Origin of the sequence: Vibrio sp. ABG19, from assembly GCF_029962385.1 — a bacterium.
In the GTDB taxonomy this organism is placed as follows: Bacteria; Pseudomonadota; Gammaproteobacteria; order Enterobacterales; family Vibrionaceae; genus Vibrio; species Vibrio ostreae.
Window position 1 is genome coordinate 1,281,022 of sequence record NZ_CP071707.1, and the last position, 16,325, is coordinate 1,297,346.

Annotated in this window: 14 protein-coding genes; 6 read left to right on the forward strand and 8 right to left on the reverse strand. The window is 46.9% G+C overall.

Annotated features, from left to right (window positions below):
* Positions 1-55: 55 nt before the first annotated feature.
* The 4 genes from J0X00_RS05760 to J0X00_RS05775 all read right to left on the reverse strand — a co-directional run bounded on the left by J0X00_RS05760 (position 56) and on the right by J0X00_RS05775 (position 4,451).
* On the reverse strand, positions 56-403 hold the full coding sequence (locus J0X00_RS05760; protein ID WP_136487686.1) for a phasin family protein: 348 nt from the start codon (positions 401-403) through the stop codon (positions 56-58).
* A 103-nt stretch (positions 404-506) separates the two neighbouring features.
* Complete coding sequence (locus tag J0X00_RS05765; protein WP_282476600.1) at positions 507-1,715, reverse strand: acetyl-CoA C-acetyltransferase; 1,209 nt, start codon at positions 1,713-1,715, stop codon at positions 507-509.
* A gap of 13 nt (positions 1,716-1,728) precedes the next feature.
* Positions 1,729-2,469 carry an SDR family oxidoreductase gene (locus J0X00_RS05770; protein WP_136487684.1) on the reverse strand — a complete coding sequence of 247 codons (741 nt, stop codon included), beginning with the start codon at positions 2,467-2,469 and terminating at the stop codon, positions 1,729-1,731.
* Positions 2,470-3,773: 1,304 nt separating this feature from the next.
* Positions 3,774-4,451 carry a hypothetical protein gene (locus tag J0X00_RS05775; RefSeq protein WP_136487683.1) on the reverse strand — a complete coding sequence of 226 codons (678 nt, stop codon included), beginning with the start codon at positions 4,449-4,451 and terminating at the stop codon, positions 3,774-3,776.
* Positions 4,452-4,548: 97 nt separating this feature from the next.
* On the opposite strand from J0X00_RS05775, the gene J0X00_RS05780 reads away from it, so the two are divergent.
* The 3 genes from J0X00_RS05780 (at position 4,549) to glgC (ending at position 8,655) form a co-directional block, all read left to right on the forward strand.
* Entirely contained in the window at positions 4,549-5,121 is a 573-nt protein-coding gene (locus J0X00_RS05780) for a hypothetical protein (RefSeq protein WP_136487682.1), read from the forward strand.
* A gap of 264 nt (positions 5,122-5,385) precedes the next feature.
* Positions 5,386-7,275, forward strand: a complete 1,890-nt coding sequence (locus J0X00_RS05785) for a diguanylate cyclase (RefSeq protein ID WP_282476601.1) — start codon at positions 5,386-5,388, stop codon at positions 7,273-7,275.
* A gap of 135 nt (positions 7,276-7,410) precedes the next feature.
* Entirely contained in the window at positions 7,411-8,655 is a 1,245-nt protein-coding gene (glgC, locus tag J0X00_RS05790; protein ID WP_256611817.1) for a glucose-1-phosphate adenylyltransferase, read from the forward strand.
* Positions 8,656-8,889: 234 nt separating this feature from the next.
* Here glgC and J0X00_RS05795 read toward each other — a convergent pair whose 3' ends face one another.
* Positions 8,890-9,873, reverse strand: a complete 984-nt coding sequence (locus tag J0X00_RS05795; RefSeq protein WP_282476602.1) for a homocysteine S-methyltransferase family protein — start codon at positions 9,871-9,873, stop codon at positions 8,890-8,892.
* A gap of 514 nt (positions 9,874-10,387) precedes the next feature.
* Positions 10,388-11,275, reverse strand: coding sequence for an AraC family transcriptional regulator (locus tag J0X00_RS05800; protein WP_282476603.1), 888 nt, complete (start codon positions 11,273-11,275; stop codon positions 10,388-10,390).
* A gap of 304 nt (positions 11,276-11,579) precedes the next feature.
* On the opposite strand from J0X00_RS05800, the gene J0X00_RS05805 reads away from it, so the two are divergent.
* The 3 genes from J0X00_RS05805 to J0X00_RS05815 all read left to right on the forward strand — a co-directional run bounded on the left by J0X00_RS05805 (position 11,580) and on the right by J0X00_RS05815 (position 13,116).
* On the forward strand, positions 11,580-12,200 hold the full coding sequence (locus J0X00_RS05805; RefSeq protein ID WP_282476604.1) for a lysoplasmalogenase: 621 nt from the start codon (positions 11,580-11,582) through the stop codon (positions 12,198-12,200).
* Between the two features lie 160 nt (positions 12,201-12,360).
* Positions 12,361-12,816 carry a methylglyoxal synthase gene (locus J0X00_RS05810; RefSeq protein WP_136487676.1) on the forward strand — a complete coding sequence of 152 codons (456 nt, stop codon included), beginning with the start codon at positions 12,361-12,363 and terminating at the stop codon, positions 12,814-12,816.
* A 21-nt stretch (positions 12,817-12,837) separates the two neighbouring features.
* On the forward strand, positions 12,838-13,116 hold the full coding sequence (locus J0X00_RS05815) for an antibiotic biosynthesis monooxygenase (RefSeq protein ID WP_136487675.1): 279 nt from the start codon (positions 12,838-12,840) through the stop codon (positions 13,114-13,116).
* Positions 13,117-13,277: 161 nt separating this feature from the next.
* On the opposite strand, the gene pncA is transcribed toward J0X00_RS05815, so the two are convergent.
* Positions 13,278-13,904, reverse strand: a complete 627-nt coding sequence (pncA, locus tag J0X00_RS05820) for a bifunctional nicotinamidase/pyrazinamidase (protein WP_282476605.1) — start codon at positions 13,902-13,904, stop codon at positions 13,278-13,280.
* Positions 13,905-14,016: 112 nt separating this feature from the next.
* Positions 14,017-16,080 (reverse strand): DNA helicase IV, encoded by a 2,064-nt coding sequence (gene helD / locus J0X00_RS05825; RefSeq protein ID WP_282476606.1) that lies wholly within the window; start codon positions 16,078-16,080, stop codon positions 14,017-14,019.
* Between the last annotated feature and the right edge of the window lie 245 nt (positions 16,081-16,325).

The following is a 16,325-nucleotide window of genomic DNA, read 5'->3' on the forward strand; positions in this document are numbered from 1 at the left end:
AACTTACTCCTTAAAACAGAAAAAACGCCGCCCGTAGGCGGCGCAAAGCACAGTGTTACGCAGGAGTCACTGACTTAAGATTTTCTGAAGCAAGTTTGTCGATGTCTTCTTTAAATTCTTTGGCAACTGACTGCAGCTTGGTGCTGTCGTCCATCATTTGTTGAGACAGTTTAGTCAGCACACCCAATTGTTGAGAGCTGAACGCTGTCATAGATGCCACGTCTTTAACATCGCTGGCTGCTTTCATTTGCGCCAGACCCAGCTCGCTGTAAGTGCGAATTGAGTTCAGTTGCAGTTCAGTCAGAACTTCAACGTTTTTAGCAACCAGTTTGTTGAACTTCACATAAGGTTCTAATGTTTTTTCAGTTTGATCCGTGAAAGTTTTGAAAAAATCCGTATACATATTGTATCTCCTAGTGAATGAAATAAATTCTCAATTTGCTCTAAAACTTTTGCACTGCCTTTCAAACCGCCGAGTTCTCCAAGATAAATCGTTATCTGAGGAGTTACTTAGCTGCTTTAATAACCACTGCAGTTCCCAGGCCACCACCGACACACAGTGAGGCCACGCCGTAATCCTGACCACGGCGCTTAAGTTCATGAATCAATGTAACCATAATGCGGTTACCAGAGGCGCCCAGAGGATGCCCCAGAGCGATAGCGCCGCCATTCACGTTAGCCTTATCGAGAATCGACTCTGGCGTGACGTTATGTTCAGCACATAATCCGTGCACAACGCCCAATGCTTGTGCAGCGAACGCTTCGTTGAGCTCAAACAATTCAACCTGATCAATGTCAAGTTCCGCTTTTTCCAGTGCCTGCGTGACCGCATTCACCGGCCCCAGGCCCATGACACTCGGGTCAATACCGGTTTGTGCATATCCGATGATTTCCGCCAAAGGCGTTAAACCATAAGCTTCAACGGCGGACTGAGAAGCGACGATGATGGCACTGGCACCATCGTTAATACCGGAAGCGTTGCCCGCTGTAACCGTCCCTTCCTTGTTAAAGGCCGGACGGAGTGATTGCAGACGCTCCAGAGTCGTTCCCGATTTGGGATATTCATCAACAGAGAAGGTCACCGTTTCGCGGCGCTGCTTCACTTCAATCGGTACAATTTCGTCTGTGAATTTACCGGCTTCAATCGCAGCAACCGCTTTCTGCTGACTACTCAGGGCAAAACTGTCCTGCTCTTCACGGGATAACTCAAACTGAGCCGCAATATTCTCGGCCGTTACACCCATGTGGTATTGATTAAATACATCGGTCAGGCCGTCGGCGATGAGCAGATCTTTCATTTCAAAGTTGCCCATTTTATTGCCGTCACGCAGCGAACTCGGAGAGGCGAAAGGAATTTGCGACATCACTTCTACGCCGGCCGCCACAACCACTGAGGCATCTCCGGCACGAATGTGGGCCACGGCATCCATCACCGATTTCATACCACTACCACACACCATGTTAACGCCATACGCAGGTACTGATTCGGGAATACCCGCATATAATGCCGCCTGACGACCGACCCCCATGCCCTGACCGGCACTGATTACGTTACCCATAATCACTTCGTCTACCTGAGCCGGGTCCACGTTGCCTGCCAGCAAAGCACCTTTCACTACTTCTGCCGCCAGTTTACCGGCCGGAACGTCTTTCAATGAGCCGCCAAAAGCGCCAATCGGGCTACGTTTAGCCGCAACAATAAATACTTTTTCCATCCTGCATACTCCCTTACTGCATGTATAAGCCGCCGTTGACCGACAGAGTCTCGCCCGTGATGTATGCACCGGCATCACTGGCTAAAAAGCTCACTGCTGCTGCAATCTCTTCCGGCTTCGCAAGACGTTGCATCGGAACTTGTTGAACAATGGATTCGAGAACTTCAGCACGCATCTGCTCAACCATTGGAGTCGCGGTATATCCCGGAGCTACCACATTGACAGTGACACCACTACGAGCTCCTTCAGCAGCCAGTGCTTTTGAGAAGCCAATCATGCCCGCTTTCGCAGCAGAATAGTTGGTTTGCCCGAGCTGGCCTTTCAAGCCATTCACTGACGAGATGTTAATGACGCGGCCACCGCCTTTTTCGCACATCGCAGCAAACAGCGGTTGAGTCACGTTAAACACACTATTCAAATTCGTTTCGATGACATCCTTCCATGCCGCAGCTGTCATTTTCTTGAACATACCGTCGCGGGTGATGCCTGCGTTATTAACAATGACATCAACGGTACCTTCCTCCTCGAGCAATTTTTCCAAGCGCTCGGCGCACTCTTCCGTATTAGTAACGTCTAGCTCAAACAGACGAACCTGCTCTTCGGTAAATTGCTTTTCCTTGAACCAATCCAATGCGCAATCATATGCGCCGGTGTAATAGGTAGCGATGACTCGATAGCCATCAGCAACCAGTGCAGAAGAGATAGCGGAACCAATTCCACCTTTAGACCCAGTAATCAACGCGACTTTTTTCATTTATGACTCCATTCAAAAGAGTTAGCAGGTTTTATGCTTTTTTCATCCATAATTTAAGCCAGAGCTAAACCATTATCGATAATTTAATCTTTTATTCCTTTGCAAAGAATTTTTCGTGCGCTCCTTATTTAAATTAAACCTACTTTGTGACAATTCAAATTAAATCGGTGCCTTTTGTCATATTTTTGACTAACATCTCACTGAGGGTGAAATGTTAATTATTTGTTATACATAATATAAATTACTGATTTTAAACAATTTACTTAGATTTTACTCTTAACAAAAATGGCATAAGACATTGATTAACAAGACTTTCTTTGATTCAATTCACGTTTCATCAATCTTGATAAATATCAATAAGTTACCGGGAACATTAATTTATAGATTTGTTGCACACCAATTCATGACAAGCCGATTGCACTTTCATGGTGAAAGGGAAAATATTTTTGCACTTTATTGGTGATTTATGAGTTAAATTAATTTAAACATTATAAATTAATTAACCATTGCATATTAAAAATTTATTTTATCATTAAATAATAAATTCATTTATGTTTTAAATATTAATATAACATGTTTGATATTGATAATATTTAAATACCCCACCAATGTATTGGTAAGATCTCACCCTATCTCAATGTATAATAATAACTAAATTAGTATAAACTAATGATAAAATGGAAGTTCTCTACTCGAAGCAAGGCAATTATCAGAAAAATTTATGAATGACAAGCACAGAAAAAAGGCACTCAAACCAAAACCTAAGCTCAATTCAAACAAACACAGATAATTACCACATCAGTAAACATGATATTCGTGCATTGTTTTAGTGCATGTTTTGGTTGTTAATCTGCAGTAAATTTGTGCAATGCCCTGTACAGCCCCTAAACCTGGTTATGCTCAACGCACAAACGGCCCATGATTAAGACATTTGTACCTGCCCCCACGCTAAGCCCGGGCAAACAGTATCAAACCGGGAGAATTTCATGAGGTAAGGTGTAAGAAGATAAATTTTAGTGCGGAATGACGTGACAATGTCACTTAGTCTATCACTGTCGATTCAAGCCGTCTGGTGATCGTATGCTTGTCACCTGCTTGCCATTGGGAGGCTGTTGCAATCCCTGCAGAGATGTTACCGGTTCAAATCGTTTTAGAACCCGGTGCGCTCCAGAGCCACTCTCTTTTTGTATCGACCATTGGCTGGTCACAAGGTCATATCGACGACTGAGCGGCAGCTCGGAGCTACTCGATTGAACGCTATAAATGCTATTGGATACCCGAACTTCTGCTGGGTACTATTAATGCTACTGGGCGTTATAGAAGATCTCTCCAGTCTGGACATTGAGATAGATCTTATCAGCCTGACTTAAGCCACCGCAGTATATGAAATACACATCGCGATTCTGAAACTTCACCGAGCGCACCCAGCCACCCAGTTCGGCAAAATCATCCGGGTCGCAAGTGCCCTCTTTCAGCAATTGATCGGTCTTTTGTAAAAAAATACTTTCAAACTCAAGCAAGTCATCTGATTTGGCGATATAAGCAGCCAGGGTTTTGTTACGTTCGTCTGCGGTGATGACCGGCGCCTGCTCACTGAGACCCGACAAAGGGAGCCATTCAGCAATCTCAGGGCCGCCTTCCTGGTAAACGAAGTACTGACTCACCCGTCCCCAGCCATCTTTCTTTTCGTACAGATGTACTTTATCGCCCCGATACATCCAGCGTTCAACAAACGCGTCTTCATTCGGTGCTTCACGTACCCCTAATTTCGGCAATTCCACGAAGTAATCCATCACCTCCGGCTTAGGCACATCAGGCTGACCAGGTTGTGATTCCGTCTCCTGGGGGGCTGGCGTATCTTTCTGTCCGGCTTTGGCCGCCTCTGCCTGCTCATGCATCGGTTGATAATAGAACAGGTAATAACCCGCGCCGGCACCACCCAGTCCCAACAGCAACATCACAATCATCAGTATTTTTTTCATTGATGCAGAGGCTCCGTGTCTCAACCAGAATAAATGTGACACAGCGCTCATTTATCCTAATCTATACTAAATTAACACTCACTAATGACCTATCACCATGACCGGAAAGCGAGCATGCTTATTGATTATAACGGCCGTTATTTACATGACTTTACCGCAGCAAAGTCATGCGGTGCAGTGTAACGAACAAGAATGGAATAAAGCACTCAGTTCTCAACAAACTTTAGACCAGCGTTACAATTTACTCGCCTCCCAATACAACCTGTGGCTACCTAACTTCCAACACGCGGTTTTTCTGCATCAGGAATTTACCCAAAGTGAACTGCAATTTCTCTGGGACAGCAATCGACATGACATTCGCACTAAAATCGCCATGCAGCTAGAAAGCGCGCAGAAGGCGAGCAGAGATGTGATCAACCTGCTGTTTTTACTCGATGAGACGCCAAAATATATCGTCATGCAAACCGAGCAGTGGTTTCAGCTGGGAGAAAAATGTAAAAATGAAGGGCTGATGAGCAATTACTTTTCAGCTGAGCTCTATTTGAAATCAAACCAGGAGCTGAAAGGCTCACTCGATGTTCTGCGTCGTTCTTTGCAAACGATGCAAAATTACTACGACTATGAGATTTCCGCCTTATCTGCTCTGACCGAGATCACCTCCAGCCCTTAGGAAAACTAGGGTTTACATTGTAAATCCCGAATCTCCATTCGATTGATTAACTTTATCTTATTGTTTATCCCTTCGAGCGTACACGTATTGAATGGTGTTTCCCCATATTTCCTGCAACTCCCTGCTTCGTTAGAGCTACGGTCAAACACCAGCTCAAGAATACGACATACTTTAGTTTGAACTAACGCACGAACCGGAAATTTTGGAAGCGACATCTCATTATGAAACGCTATACTGTCGCAGTCATTTTTTAGTTAAGTTGCTATGCCGTCAACGTTCACCAAATACATCGGTCAATTCGTACTCGTCTTGTTCATCATCGGATTTGTGCCGGCACTTTATTTCGCTCAGGAATTTACCAAGCTTGAAGGGCAGGCTTTGGCATTGGAGGAACAAAAACAGAGAGTGAAGCTCGACTTTAGCAAGCGTGAACTGGTGTCTTCACTCAACGAAGCTTACAAAACCTTTACCACTCTGACCAACAACAGCCTTTTTCACCGGGCGGTCAGTAATCCGAATGAATTCAATATCGAGGCCGTGCAGGACTTTTGGTTATTGGTGGCCCGTACTCTGGGAGGCTATTCCAGCCTGAGTTTTATTGACCGCACAGGACAAGAAACCATACGTGTTGATTATATCCGGGGGATGGCGGTAGCCATAACCGATACGGGGTTAATCAACCGTAGCCAGTACGATGAGTTCCTGACGGCACAACACCTTAAATCAGGGCAAATCGTGGTGGTCGGCGGCAATCAGTTTCACGCTCTGACCGCAACTTCAAAACAACCCGTTTTGCATTTCGTGACACCGATAGACTCTAACGGTGAACGGGCTGGTTACCTGGTCGCTGAAGTCAGCCTGGAATACATCTATCAGCAAATGCTCGGAACCGATGATCCATCAGCCGGTTTGCCCAGCCTACTCAATAGTCGTGGCGATGTTTTGATGACGTTAGACAACCATCAGAACATTGAAGTCTTCCCGGCAACCAACCTGGCCCTTACAATGCCAGAGTTATGGCAACACATTGAAAGTTCGCAGCAGGGAACACTGTTTACTAAGGATCAGTGGTTCAGTTTTGTTACGATTTCACAGAGCCAGACGTTAGCAAACGTTCAGCCGTTGATTCTGCTGGAAAGCTTTGACGTTCAGGCATTACAGCCACTTATCCGCAGCAGCAAAAACCGCTTGTTGTGGCAAATGTATGCCATGTTCTTTGTGATCACCTTAATCGCATTAGGATGCATCTGCTGGAATCGTAATCATCACAAAAACAGTATCGAAAGTAAGCTCGCCCGCGCCGCGATGAATGGTATGTCTGCGGTCTTGATTACCGACAAGAACAACCGCATCATCAAAGTGAACAGTGAATTCACCAACCAAAGCGGCTATTCATTTGATGAAGTTAAGGGTAAACAACCGTCTATCTTTGCCTCGGGTAAACATAACCAAGAATTCTATCTCAATATGTGGAAGTCTTTGCAGGAAGATGGCTCCTGGGAAGGTGAAGTCGTTAACCGGCATCGTGACGGCCATGAAATCACTGAAATCCTGCGTATCCAGACTATTCTCGATGATGACGGTATAATCCAGTTTTATGTCGCTTCCTTCGTTGATATCAGCCAACGTAAAGAACTGGAAAACCTGCTGCGCGATCAAAGTGAAAAAGACGGCCTGACGGGGATCTGGAACCGACGTAAATTTGATCAGGAGTTCTCATCCGAATGTATGCGGGTCAAACGTTATCCCGAGCAGGAACATTCTTGCCTGGCTATCGTTGATATTGATCACTTCAAACGGATTAACGATAGGTTTGGCCACGCTCGCGGTGATGAGATTCTCCGTAATGTTGCCGTTTGCCTGCGCACCGAACTGCGCGAATCGGATTTTATCTCACGCATTGGTGGTGAAGAGTTTGCCATCATAATGCCCCACACTTCGCTCGAAGAGGCCGATAAAGTGTTGAACCGCCTGCGGGTCGCGATTTTTGACCAGTACAAAGGCGAGCTTTCTATCAGCAGCGGGATTACAGATGTGACGGAATCTACCGGCGATGTCTATCAGAGAGCCGATCTGGCCCTTTATGAATCAAAAGCATCGGGACGCAATTTGGTCTCGGTGCTCACCAGCACAGAAATGGTGCATTTTGCCTGAGCACCAAGTTGATGCATATAAAATCACAATATTGCATCAAACTAGTGCATTAGTGAGAACTTATGTAACCCAAAGCCCATATTCGACAGTGTTTTCAATATTGGCGTGAAACTTGTACTACTCTCTAAGATGGTTATGAATTGCACATATTTAGGGAGAAATAAGATGCAAGATACCTTAGCAGTCGTGCTTGCCGGTGGTGTCGGCTCGCGACTATCCCCGCTAACCGATGACCGCGCTAAACCTGCCGTACCATTTGGCGGTAAATACCGTATTATCGATTTTACACTTACCAACTGTCTGCATTCCGGGTTACGTCGCATCTTGGTGTTGACGCAATACAAATCGCACTCGTTACAAAAGCATTTACGCGATGGCTGGTCCATATTCAATCCTGAATTGGGCGAATTCATCACTGTGGTCCCCCCACAAATGCGTAAAGGTGGTAAATGGTACGAAGGGACGGCCGACGCCCTGTTCCACAACATGTGGTTACTGTCGCGCAGCGATGCCAAACACGTCGTTGTTCTGTCCGGCGATCATATCTATCGCATGGACTATGCCGCGATGCTGGATGAGCACCGTGAAAAAGGCGCGGCACTGACTATTGCCTGTATGGATGTTGCACGCGAAGAAGCAAAAGCGTTTGGTGTCATGGCGATTGATGACGAACACCGTATCACGTCATTCATTGAAAAACCGAGCGATCCGCCATCTATGCCAAACCGGCCTGACCGGAGTCTGGCATCCATGGGGATCTATATCTTCGATATGGCTGTGTTACAACAAGTGCTGAAAGAAGATGCGGAAAATGATGCTTCCAGTCATGATTTTGGTAAAGACATCATCCCGAAACTGATCCCTGACAATAACGTCTACGCTTATCAGTTTGGTGACGAAAAAGGTCGGGTTGCCAAAGATAACTACTGGCGCGATGTGGGTACCATAGATTCGTTCTATGAAGCCAATATGGATCTGCTGGAACCTGTTCCGCCAATGAATCTGTACCAGAAAAACTGGGCGATTCGTACTTATGAACCGCAGTTGCCACCAGCCCGGACCGTCTCCTCCGCCACAGGTAATGAGGGCATTTTCATCAACTCCATCATCGCCAACGGCGTAGTCAACTCTGGTGGTTCCGTGCAACACTCGGTCATTTCATCCGGCGTACGTATCAACGATAGTGCAACCATTGTTGATTGTATTCTGTTTGACGATGTTGAAGTCGGTGACGGTTGCCAGTTGGTCAATTGTATTATCGACAAACACGTAAAAATTCCGCCGCATACCCAGATCGGACTGAATCCGATTGAAGATGCGAAACGTTTCCGTATTTCCGAAAAAGGCATAGTGGTCGTTCCGGAAAGCTACCAGTTCTGAACCCACGAATCGCCGCTGTTACTAAAATGGTAACCGGCCATCAGTCGAGAGGAGTCACGCAAGGTGATTCCTCTTCACCGCCGCCCCATCTGCCCTACTCTGCCTATAGGTATAACACGTAACACTCAGTGCCTCTTAATCACTGCGAAGCCATTTCCACGATTCCCCAGTTAACTGTTTAACTGTTTAACTGTTTAACTATTTAACTGTTTAACTATTTAACTATTTAACTATTTAACTATTTAACGGTTTATCATTCTTTCCTTGACGGTAAACGGGTAAACAGCTTGCGACAATTCGCTCTAAGTGACGGGTGTCGGTACCACAACACCCCCCGACAATGTTAACGTGGCGCATTGACTTACTGAGCAGCTGTGTGTAGTCAAGGCTGAGCTGGTGCGGATTACCATCGTCCAGCTTGGTACACTGTTCCAATTCAGTGTGACTCAGTGCGGAGGCATTGGCCCTAAGGCCATGTATGCGCCTAACCCAAGGTTCACCACCACTGACGGCGGCCCTGAAATGACTTGGATGAGCGCAATTGATCATGTAGTACGACGGATAAGCATCGGTATCGAGTTCAACCTGACAAATCGCTTCACCTAACGGTTGACCTGACGGCAGACGGCCATCAGTTTCAACTGTAAACGAAATCACCACCGGCATGGCGTGCCGCCTGGCCGCCATAGAGATGCCAATCGCTTCCTCGGCATAAGTGAGCGTCAGCGCGGTAACCAAATCCGCAGCTGCGGTGGTAAAACTGTGGATTTGAAAATCGTGATAATCATCGGCTTCCTGAGCGGTCATCCGTTGCTGTGCGATGTAACCATCCCCACGGGGACCGAGACAACCACTGATCACCACCGGAGTGTGCGGCGATTCATACTCCTGACGAATATCAAGTAACAAACTGACGGCTTTGCGTATTTCCGTTTCAAGCTGTGCAAGACTGTATCCCAGACGTCCAGCGTACTCCGGATTGGCCCGCCAGGTCGCCGTTTCCAAAATTAAACCGACATCATTGCGTCGGGCTATCTTGGCGTAAGAGGCATAATAGCGTCTTAAGGCTCGTTCTCCCTGTTCATTTTGCAGCAAAACAAAAGCGGCAAATACAGGTAAATCAAAATGTTCCAGATAGATCAGCGTCGTTTCCAGGCCACCATCAGTCATAAAAAATCCACCTTGAAGCTGGGGTAATGCATATCTATATTTAGCCATCTCCCCTCCTAATCGGGGAACCCATCCCTGAAAGTGTGGACAAACCATGCTTATACCTTCACTGCTATGCTGACCATCCTCTATTCATCGGAGCAGCGTACGGCAGGAACCATAATGACAATATAGTCAACACAATCATTTATTTCTTTAAGAAAGGTGAGCCTTAAGGGACTATTTAGATCTCGTCCCAAAAAAGGAACAGATAAAAAAACCCGTATTCAACATGAATACGGGTAAATACATCAGAAGCATAACGATGCTTTTTGTGTCCAAGGCACTTGTCTACAAAGCACTAGGTAACGCCTGGCTTGAACATAAGTCGCAATCTAAAAGCGAGTCGTAACTTGCCTTCAAATCAATAGTTACCAGCCAACCGATAGTTACTATCAAGAAACTTACTATCAAACAGAAAGTTACCGACTTTCGCTGACCAGTGACTTGTACGGGGGAGTTTTAGTATCTCGTTTTAGATAGTGCACGAAAAGAGTAAATCTGAACCAATTTTATTCCTCTTTTAGGCGGCTTGTATGCCGCGAGGCGTTTCATTGAAATGACGTTTGTACTCACGGGAAAACTGTGAAGTACTGGTGTAGCCCACCAAATGCGCAGCATCATTCACCCGTTTCCCTTCAATATGGATAAGCTCTTTGGCTTTATTGAGGCGAACCTTTTTCAGATACTGCAACGGTGATTCCATTGTGACCCGTCGAAACGCCTGATGAAAGGCTGAAATACTCATATTGGCCTCTTCAGCCAAAGCCTGCACCGTCAGCGGTTGAGCATAATCCCGATGAACCTTACTCAATGCTTTCGCTATCCGGGCGTAATGGCCCTCATGGTAAGCCAGTTCAAACAGCACGTGCCCTTCACAACTGGTCAATGCCCTGAAGATCATCTCTTCTAACAAAGACGTACCCAAAACCTGAGCTTCAAGACCATCAATCAGAGCCTGCATGATTCGCTTGCAACTGCTCTGCATCTCAGTATTCATCGCTACCGCCTGAATACCACACGGATTGGCTTTACATTGTTGTAGCGGCGTAAATTCGGCCTGTTCGAGTAAATCGATCTGTTTCAGCAAGATAGAGTGATCAATATCGATACTCAGTCCGAGCAAAGGCTTGCCAGGTTCAACGAGCGCCTCGCACTCGAGCGGCATGGGCACCCCAACCACCAGATAGTCATTGGGTCCGTAATGCACAGCATTACTCCCGATATGAATATCTTTGTGACCCTGCCCCAAAATGATAATACCGGACTGGTAAACAAAAGGCTGACGTGGGTTACCCTTCTCACTGCGGTAAAAATGCACGCCGGGAATATCGGTTTGAATGGCCCCTTCCAGATCAGACAACGAGTACTGCTCTACATACCTTTGCATCAGCTCTGCCAGTTCAGTCATAGATTACCACTCACTCCCTAAATAAACGGCCTCCAATCTGCCACAAAATATAGAATCAGGCAATTTAATTGCACAAATCAAGCTTCAATAGCCGTAAAGTGAATATTATTATGCACACTTTAATTTTACGATCCGTATCCGGTTCCAAGTCCACTGTTTTGGGGACAAACGTGTTTCCCCATTTTTCCCGCTGAGTGTTCGGTCACCCTTTGCACGACCATGACGCAATAGCTCTACTCTGATAATTGTATTCCTGTTATTATTCATGTGCTTATTCGCGCCGTGTCTTAACCGGGAAATATTTATGTGGCCAAGTATTCTGATCGTATCCTGTATTCAACTGTTTTCTGACGAGCGTGGGCCACGCTGGTTGTGTTCACTGACTAAACCACTGCCACTGCTGCTGATGGCAACGGCCATTTTATTCAGCTCAGCCACCCGTACCCCATTAGCGTTATGGGTCAGCAGCGGTCTGCTGGTCTTCGCCTTGGCTGACAGTGTTATCTCCCTGACAGGAGATACCAGCCGACTCGCCTCCGCCGGTTATTTACTCGCCCACGTCTGCTATGTGATAGGATTTATCAGCATGGTCGGCTCGGTGACCTGGTGGATCCCTGTGGTCATTTTTGCACTCGGTATCCTGACGTTCCTCCTGCTGCTGCCCAATCTGGAGCGCTTGATGGTACCGGTTCTGATCTATCTGGTAGTGATTGCAACTTTGGGTTCTTCGAGCGCCGAGTATTGGCTCAGCAGCCAGTCGACATCGGCCAACCTCGCTATCATGGGTGCTTTCATGCTGCTGTTGTGTGATTTAATGTGGGCCAGAAACCGTTTCTTAACTTCGACGCTCCTCACTCGTCAGGCGGTGCTGGTGAGTTACTATCTCGCGCATGCCCTGCTGGCGTGGTCAGCCATTGTGCTATAGCCATCATTTCGTGCCCGGAACGGGCGCGGAATATTGAATTCGTTATCTGTGACCACCTCAAGCGCACCTTTTTTGATAAAAGCCATTGAATAGGCAAACCATTTTGGTTATTAACATCTGAGTTTAATAACAGACGTATCAAACATTAGGAAGGTCATCAATGAAAAAGACCACGCGTACTATGTCACAGCGCAAGCATGTGGCTCTGGTTGCTCACGATAACTACAAAGGCGAACTGCTGCGCTGGGTGAAAGAGAACCAAAACAAGCTGGAACATCATGCCTTGTACGCAACCGGTACAACCGGCCATATGCTGAGCAAAGAAACCGGCCTTGAAATTACCAGTATGATCAGTGGCCCGATGGGCGGTGATCAGCAGATCGGTGCTCTGATTTCTGAAGGTAAAATTGATGTCCTGATTTTCTTCTGGGATCCACTCAACGCCGTCCCGCATGATCCGGATGTCAAAGCTCTACTGCGCATCGCCAGCGTGTGGAACATTCCGGTTGCGACTAACCGTGCGACCGCTAAGTTTCTGTTTAATTCAGAGTTAATGGCGCAGGATGTCGATATTGAGATCCCGGATTATCAGGCTTACCTGGCTGAACGTATCTGAACCTAACCACAAGGAATTTAAATGGGTAAGGTGACTTTAAGCGGCTATATTGTGGTTGAGAATGAAGATTTAGCCGCAGTAAAACAAGCATTAGCAGAACATAAGTGCCTGACCCTTGCCGAAAGCGGATGTCTGGTGTTTGATGTCACACCCACGCCAGGCAATCCAAATCGTTTTGATGTGTATGAGGAGTTTGTCGACCGTAACGCCTTTGAACAGCATCAAGCCAGGGCCAAAGCCTCACCATGGGGAAAAATCACCGCCAATGTCGCCAGACACTACCAAATCAGTGGCGATTAAATCCTGTACCGGCTCTGCCTGAGCGCTGATGCCACAGTCGCCTTGCAGATACAACAGTCACCTGCAGATACACCAGTCACCTGCAGATACAACAAAGCTGCCCAACGGCTTTGTTGTATTCTGGCTGCGAGCAACAGAGATTCATCTATCGTCTTCGCTGGCTACATCTGCTGCGCCAAGAATACCGACGATGAAATCACTTCACAGCCGGCATCCTGCATAGCCTGAAAAGCATCGTCGCTATCTTGCGGGGCAATATTGACGCCCCGGCATGCATCTTTGAACACCCAGGTACGAAGACCCAGCGAGACCGCATCTAATGCAGTGAACTTGACACAATAATCGGTCGCCAGACCGACAACATACACTTCATCGATTCCCTGCTCAGCGAGGTAGTCACTCAGACCTGTACTTTGCAAACGCTGATTATCAAAAAAGCCGCTATAACTGTCGATAGCCGGATTGGTCCCCTTCACAACCGTGTGTGTAATCGCCTCACTGTTTAAGCCGGCAATAAATTCTGCGCCGTGTGAAAACTGCACACAATGATCGGGCCACATAATTTGACTGATCCCTTTTAAATCAATCACGTCTCCAGGTTGCTTACCCTGAACAGAAGCAAAACTGGCGTGTCCGGCCGGGTGCCAGTCTTTGGTTGCAATCACATGCTCAAAATGAGGGATCAGTTGGTTGATGACCGGTACGATTTGATCACCTAGCGGCACCGGTAATGCTCCACTGGGGGAAAAATCATTTTGAACATCGACTAAAATCAGTGCCTTACTCATAAAATGCTTCCTTACTCACAAAATCGTTCTTTACCAACAAAGTGGTTCCTGACGAACAAAGTAGTTCCTTGCTAGCAAAGTGCTTCCTTGGTTACTCATATCGATACCAGGATTATTTTTGCTTAACAACTGCATAGTTTCCGTCTGCTAACTCCTGCGCAAATGTCGAGCCACTGCCGTTAAACGTGACCCACACTTTTTCTTTGGCCCGGGTCATCGCAACATAGAACAGACGTCGCTCCTCTGCATAGGCAAAATCGTGCGCCGATTGCGTTAACGCGCCATCAAGATGTATGGCTTTAACCCTGGCCGGGAACTGACCTTCATCGACCGCCAGGACAATAACGTAATCCGCTTCTTTACCCTTACTGGCATGGCAGGTCATGAATTCCATTTTGAGTGACAGGTAGCGATTCTGCCAGTCATGCAGTAACTCAGGTTTATGGTAATGATTGCGTCCCAGTAACAGCACGCTCTTGATACCATTGGCCTGACGATTAAGCTGATCCAGGATCTTCTCCACGTTACTGCTCGGTGCCAGATAGACCGCCTTTTGTTTCTGGGTCTTAAAGCTGTTAAGCGTCTTCGGTAACTGATGTGGATTCTGCTGAACGAACTGATTCGCTACCGAACCTATCTGATCGTTAAAACGATAGGTCGTATCGAGATAATGTACCGTTGAGTGTGGGAAACGGGCGGAAAAGTCCGTCGTTAAGTCCACATCCGAACCGGCAAACTGGTAAATAGACTGCCAGTCATCACCGACAGCAAACAGATTGGTTTGATCGGCATTCTGTTCACACAACGCCTGAATCAACGCCAGCCGGGGTGGTGAAATATCCTGGTACTCATCGATCATGATAAATTTCCACGGACAGACGAATTTACCTTTCTTCACGTAGTCAGTGGCGCGACTGATCATCAGGTTGAAATCGATATGATTGGTCTCTTTCAGCATCTGCTGCCAAGCCTGGTAACACGGCCAGGTCAGTGCCAGTTCGCTGTTAAGTCGCGTGTAATCAGGATGTTCGACCAACTGTTGCTGGATCTCTTTTTTCGACAGACTCAATTGAGCCAGTTGATCCAGCTGACGCTCCAGCCAGGCAATCAATTTAGGATTCTCAACATGGCTGCCCAGTTCATCGTCACCTGCCAAATAAGCAATCGGCCATTTAGTGAGGTGTTTTTGCCAACGTTTAAAGTTGGTCGGAGTCATCCAGTGACGTTTTAACCAGTCAATACACCACGCCTTTTTCAGCTTGTCGTCCAAAACGATCGGAGATATCACCACGCTTTCGGTTTCAACCCGGTTAAGAATGTAAAGCCCTAACTGGTGGAAGGTATTGACCCGCGCCTGCTCGGCCGCCAGACCAATTTTATCACTCAGTCGCGCTTCCATTTCCTTAGCGGCATCGCGGCCAAAGGCAACCAGCAAAATCTGTTCTGCACGAGCCAAATGGCTCTGCAGCAGATAGGCAACTCGCGCGGTGAGAACACTGGTTTTACCGGAGCCGGCTCCGGCCAGCACCAGGTTATGATCATCATTGAGCAACACCGCCTGTTGCTGGGACAAGTTAAGCGCAGAAGATTCCAGCGTCGAAAACAGGACTTCCCAGTTGCGACGTTCGGTTTCGATCCAATCGTGATTACGCTCGGTCAGCGACTGTGTGGTGTCGAGTAACCAAGGCACCAGTTTTTCAATATGTTCAGGCAGGCGCTGATGAGCTTCTTCTAACGTCATCCCTATTTTAGCCAGATCATCAAATACACTGGTGACCCAGTTATCCACTGCCGAATGCGGCAGAAATGAAGGTAAGCGCTGCAACTGAGTCAGTTTCTGCTGCCAGTCAGGTAAGTATTCACCCAGCATCTGGCACTGACGGTTGTGCCATTGCTGATACAAATTGACCAACTGATGAGCAAAATGACGGCAATCGGGCCAGGGCAGCCCCTGCACCATCCATGAACGCTGGATCCCTTGCTCTTCATGGGCGAAAAACTGTAAAGCGCCCCACAGCAAACCGCGATGGACTTTGATCTGACCATTCCAGATATTAAACGGGATCCGCTCTTCACTCAGATGGGACGAGAGAACAACCAGTTCGTCCTCCAGTTTTACCTGATGATATTCGTTAGAAATAAAAAATTGTGCAGACTTTTTTGCACTTAGCTGCATGGATATTTACTCACCTGTTTCGTTGCGGCCATAATAACGTAAACCACTGTCGCTATGAAAAATTAATGTCAAAGTTGCCACACGCAACGCCGCCAGGTTTCTGTTCCTGCCTGTCTGGCGGACAATTCACCGCTTCACGGGCAAAATTCACTCAGCCTTTGTCTCACATTATCAGCAAAACTAATGATTTTTTATTTTTGATCAGATTCTTAGCATCGGGTTCTGCTACACTCTCACTTTTCCGT

Coding starts and splice junctions, on each gene's coding strand:
- J0X00_RS05785 (WP_282476601.1), top strand. CDS start 5,386: ATGCCGTCAACGTTCACCAAATACATCGGTCAATTCGTACTCGTCTTG.
- J0X00_RS05800 (WP_282476603.1), bottom strand. CDS start 11,275: ATGACTGAACTGGCAGAGCTGATGCAAAGGTATGTAGAGCAGTACTCG.
- J0X00_RS05780 (WP_136487682.1), top strand. CDS start 4,549: ATGACCGGAAAGCGAGCATGCTTATTGATTATAACGGCCGTTATTTAC.
- J0X00_RS05815 (WP_136487675.1), top strand. CDS start 12,838: ATGGGTAAGGTGACTTTAAGCGGCTATATTGTGGTTGAGAATGAAGAT.
- J0X00_RS05795 (WP_282476602.1), bottom strand. CDS start 9,873: ATGGCTAAATATAGATATGCATTACCCCAGCTTCAAGGTGGATTTTTT.
- J0X00_RS05805 (WP_282476604.1), top strand. CDS start 11,580: ATGTGGCCAAGTATTCTGATCGTATCCTGTATTCAACTGTTTTCTGAC.
- helD (WP_282476606.1), bottom strand. CDS start 16,080: ATGCAGCTAAGTGCAAAAAAGTCTGCACAATTTTTTATTTCTAACGAA.
- J0X00_RS05760 (WP_136487686.1), bottom strand. CDS start 403: ATGTATACGGATTTTTTCAAAACTTTCACGGATCAAACTGAAAAAACA.
- J0X00_RS05765 (WP_282476600.1), bottom strand. CDS start 1,715: ATGGAAAAAGTATTTATTGTTGCGGCTAAACGTAGCCCGATTGGCGCT.
- glgC (WP_256611817.1), top strand. CDS start 7,411: ATGAATTGCACATATTTAGGGAGAAATAAGATGCAAGATACCTTAGCA.
- pncA (WP_282476605.1), bottom strand. CDS start 13,904: ATGAGTAAGGCACTGATTTTAGTCGATGTTCAAAATGATTTTTCCCCC.
- J0X00_RS05810 (WP_136487676.1), top strand. CDS start 12,361: ATGAAAAAGACCACGCGTACTATGTCACAGCGCAAGCATGTGGCTCTG.
- J0X00_RS05775 (WP_136487683.1), bottom strand. CDS start 4,451: ATGAAAAAAATACTGATGATTGTGATGTTGCTGTTGGGACTGGGTGGT.
- J0X00_RS05770 (WP_136487684.1), bottom strand. CDS start 2,469: ATGAAAAAAGTCGCGTTGATTACTGGGTCTAAAGGTGGAATTGGTTCC.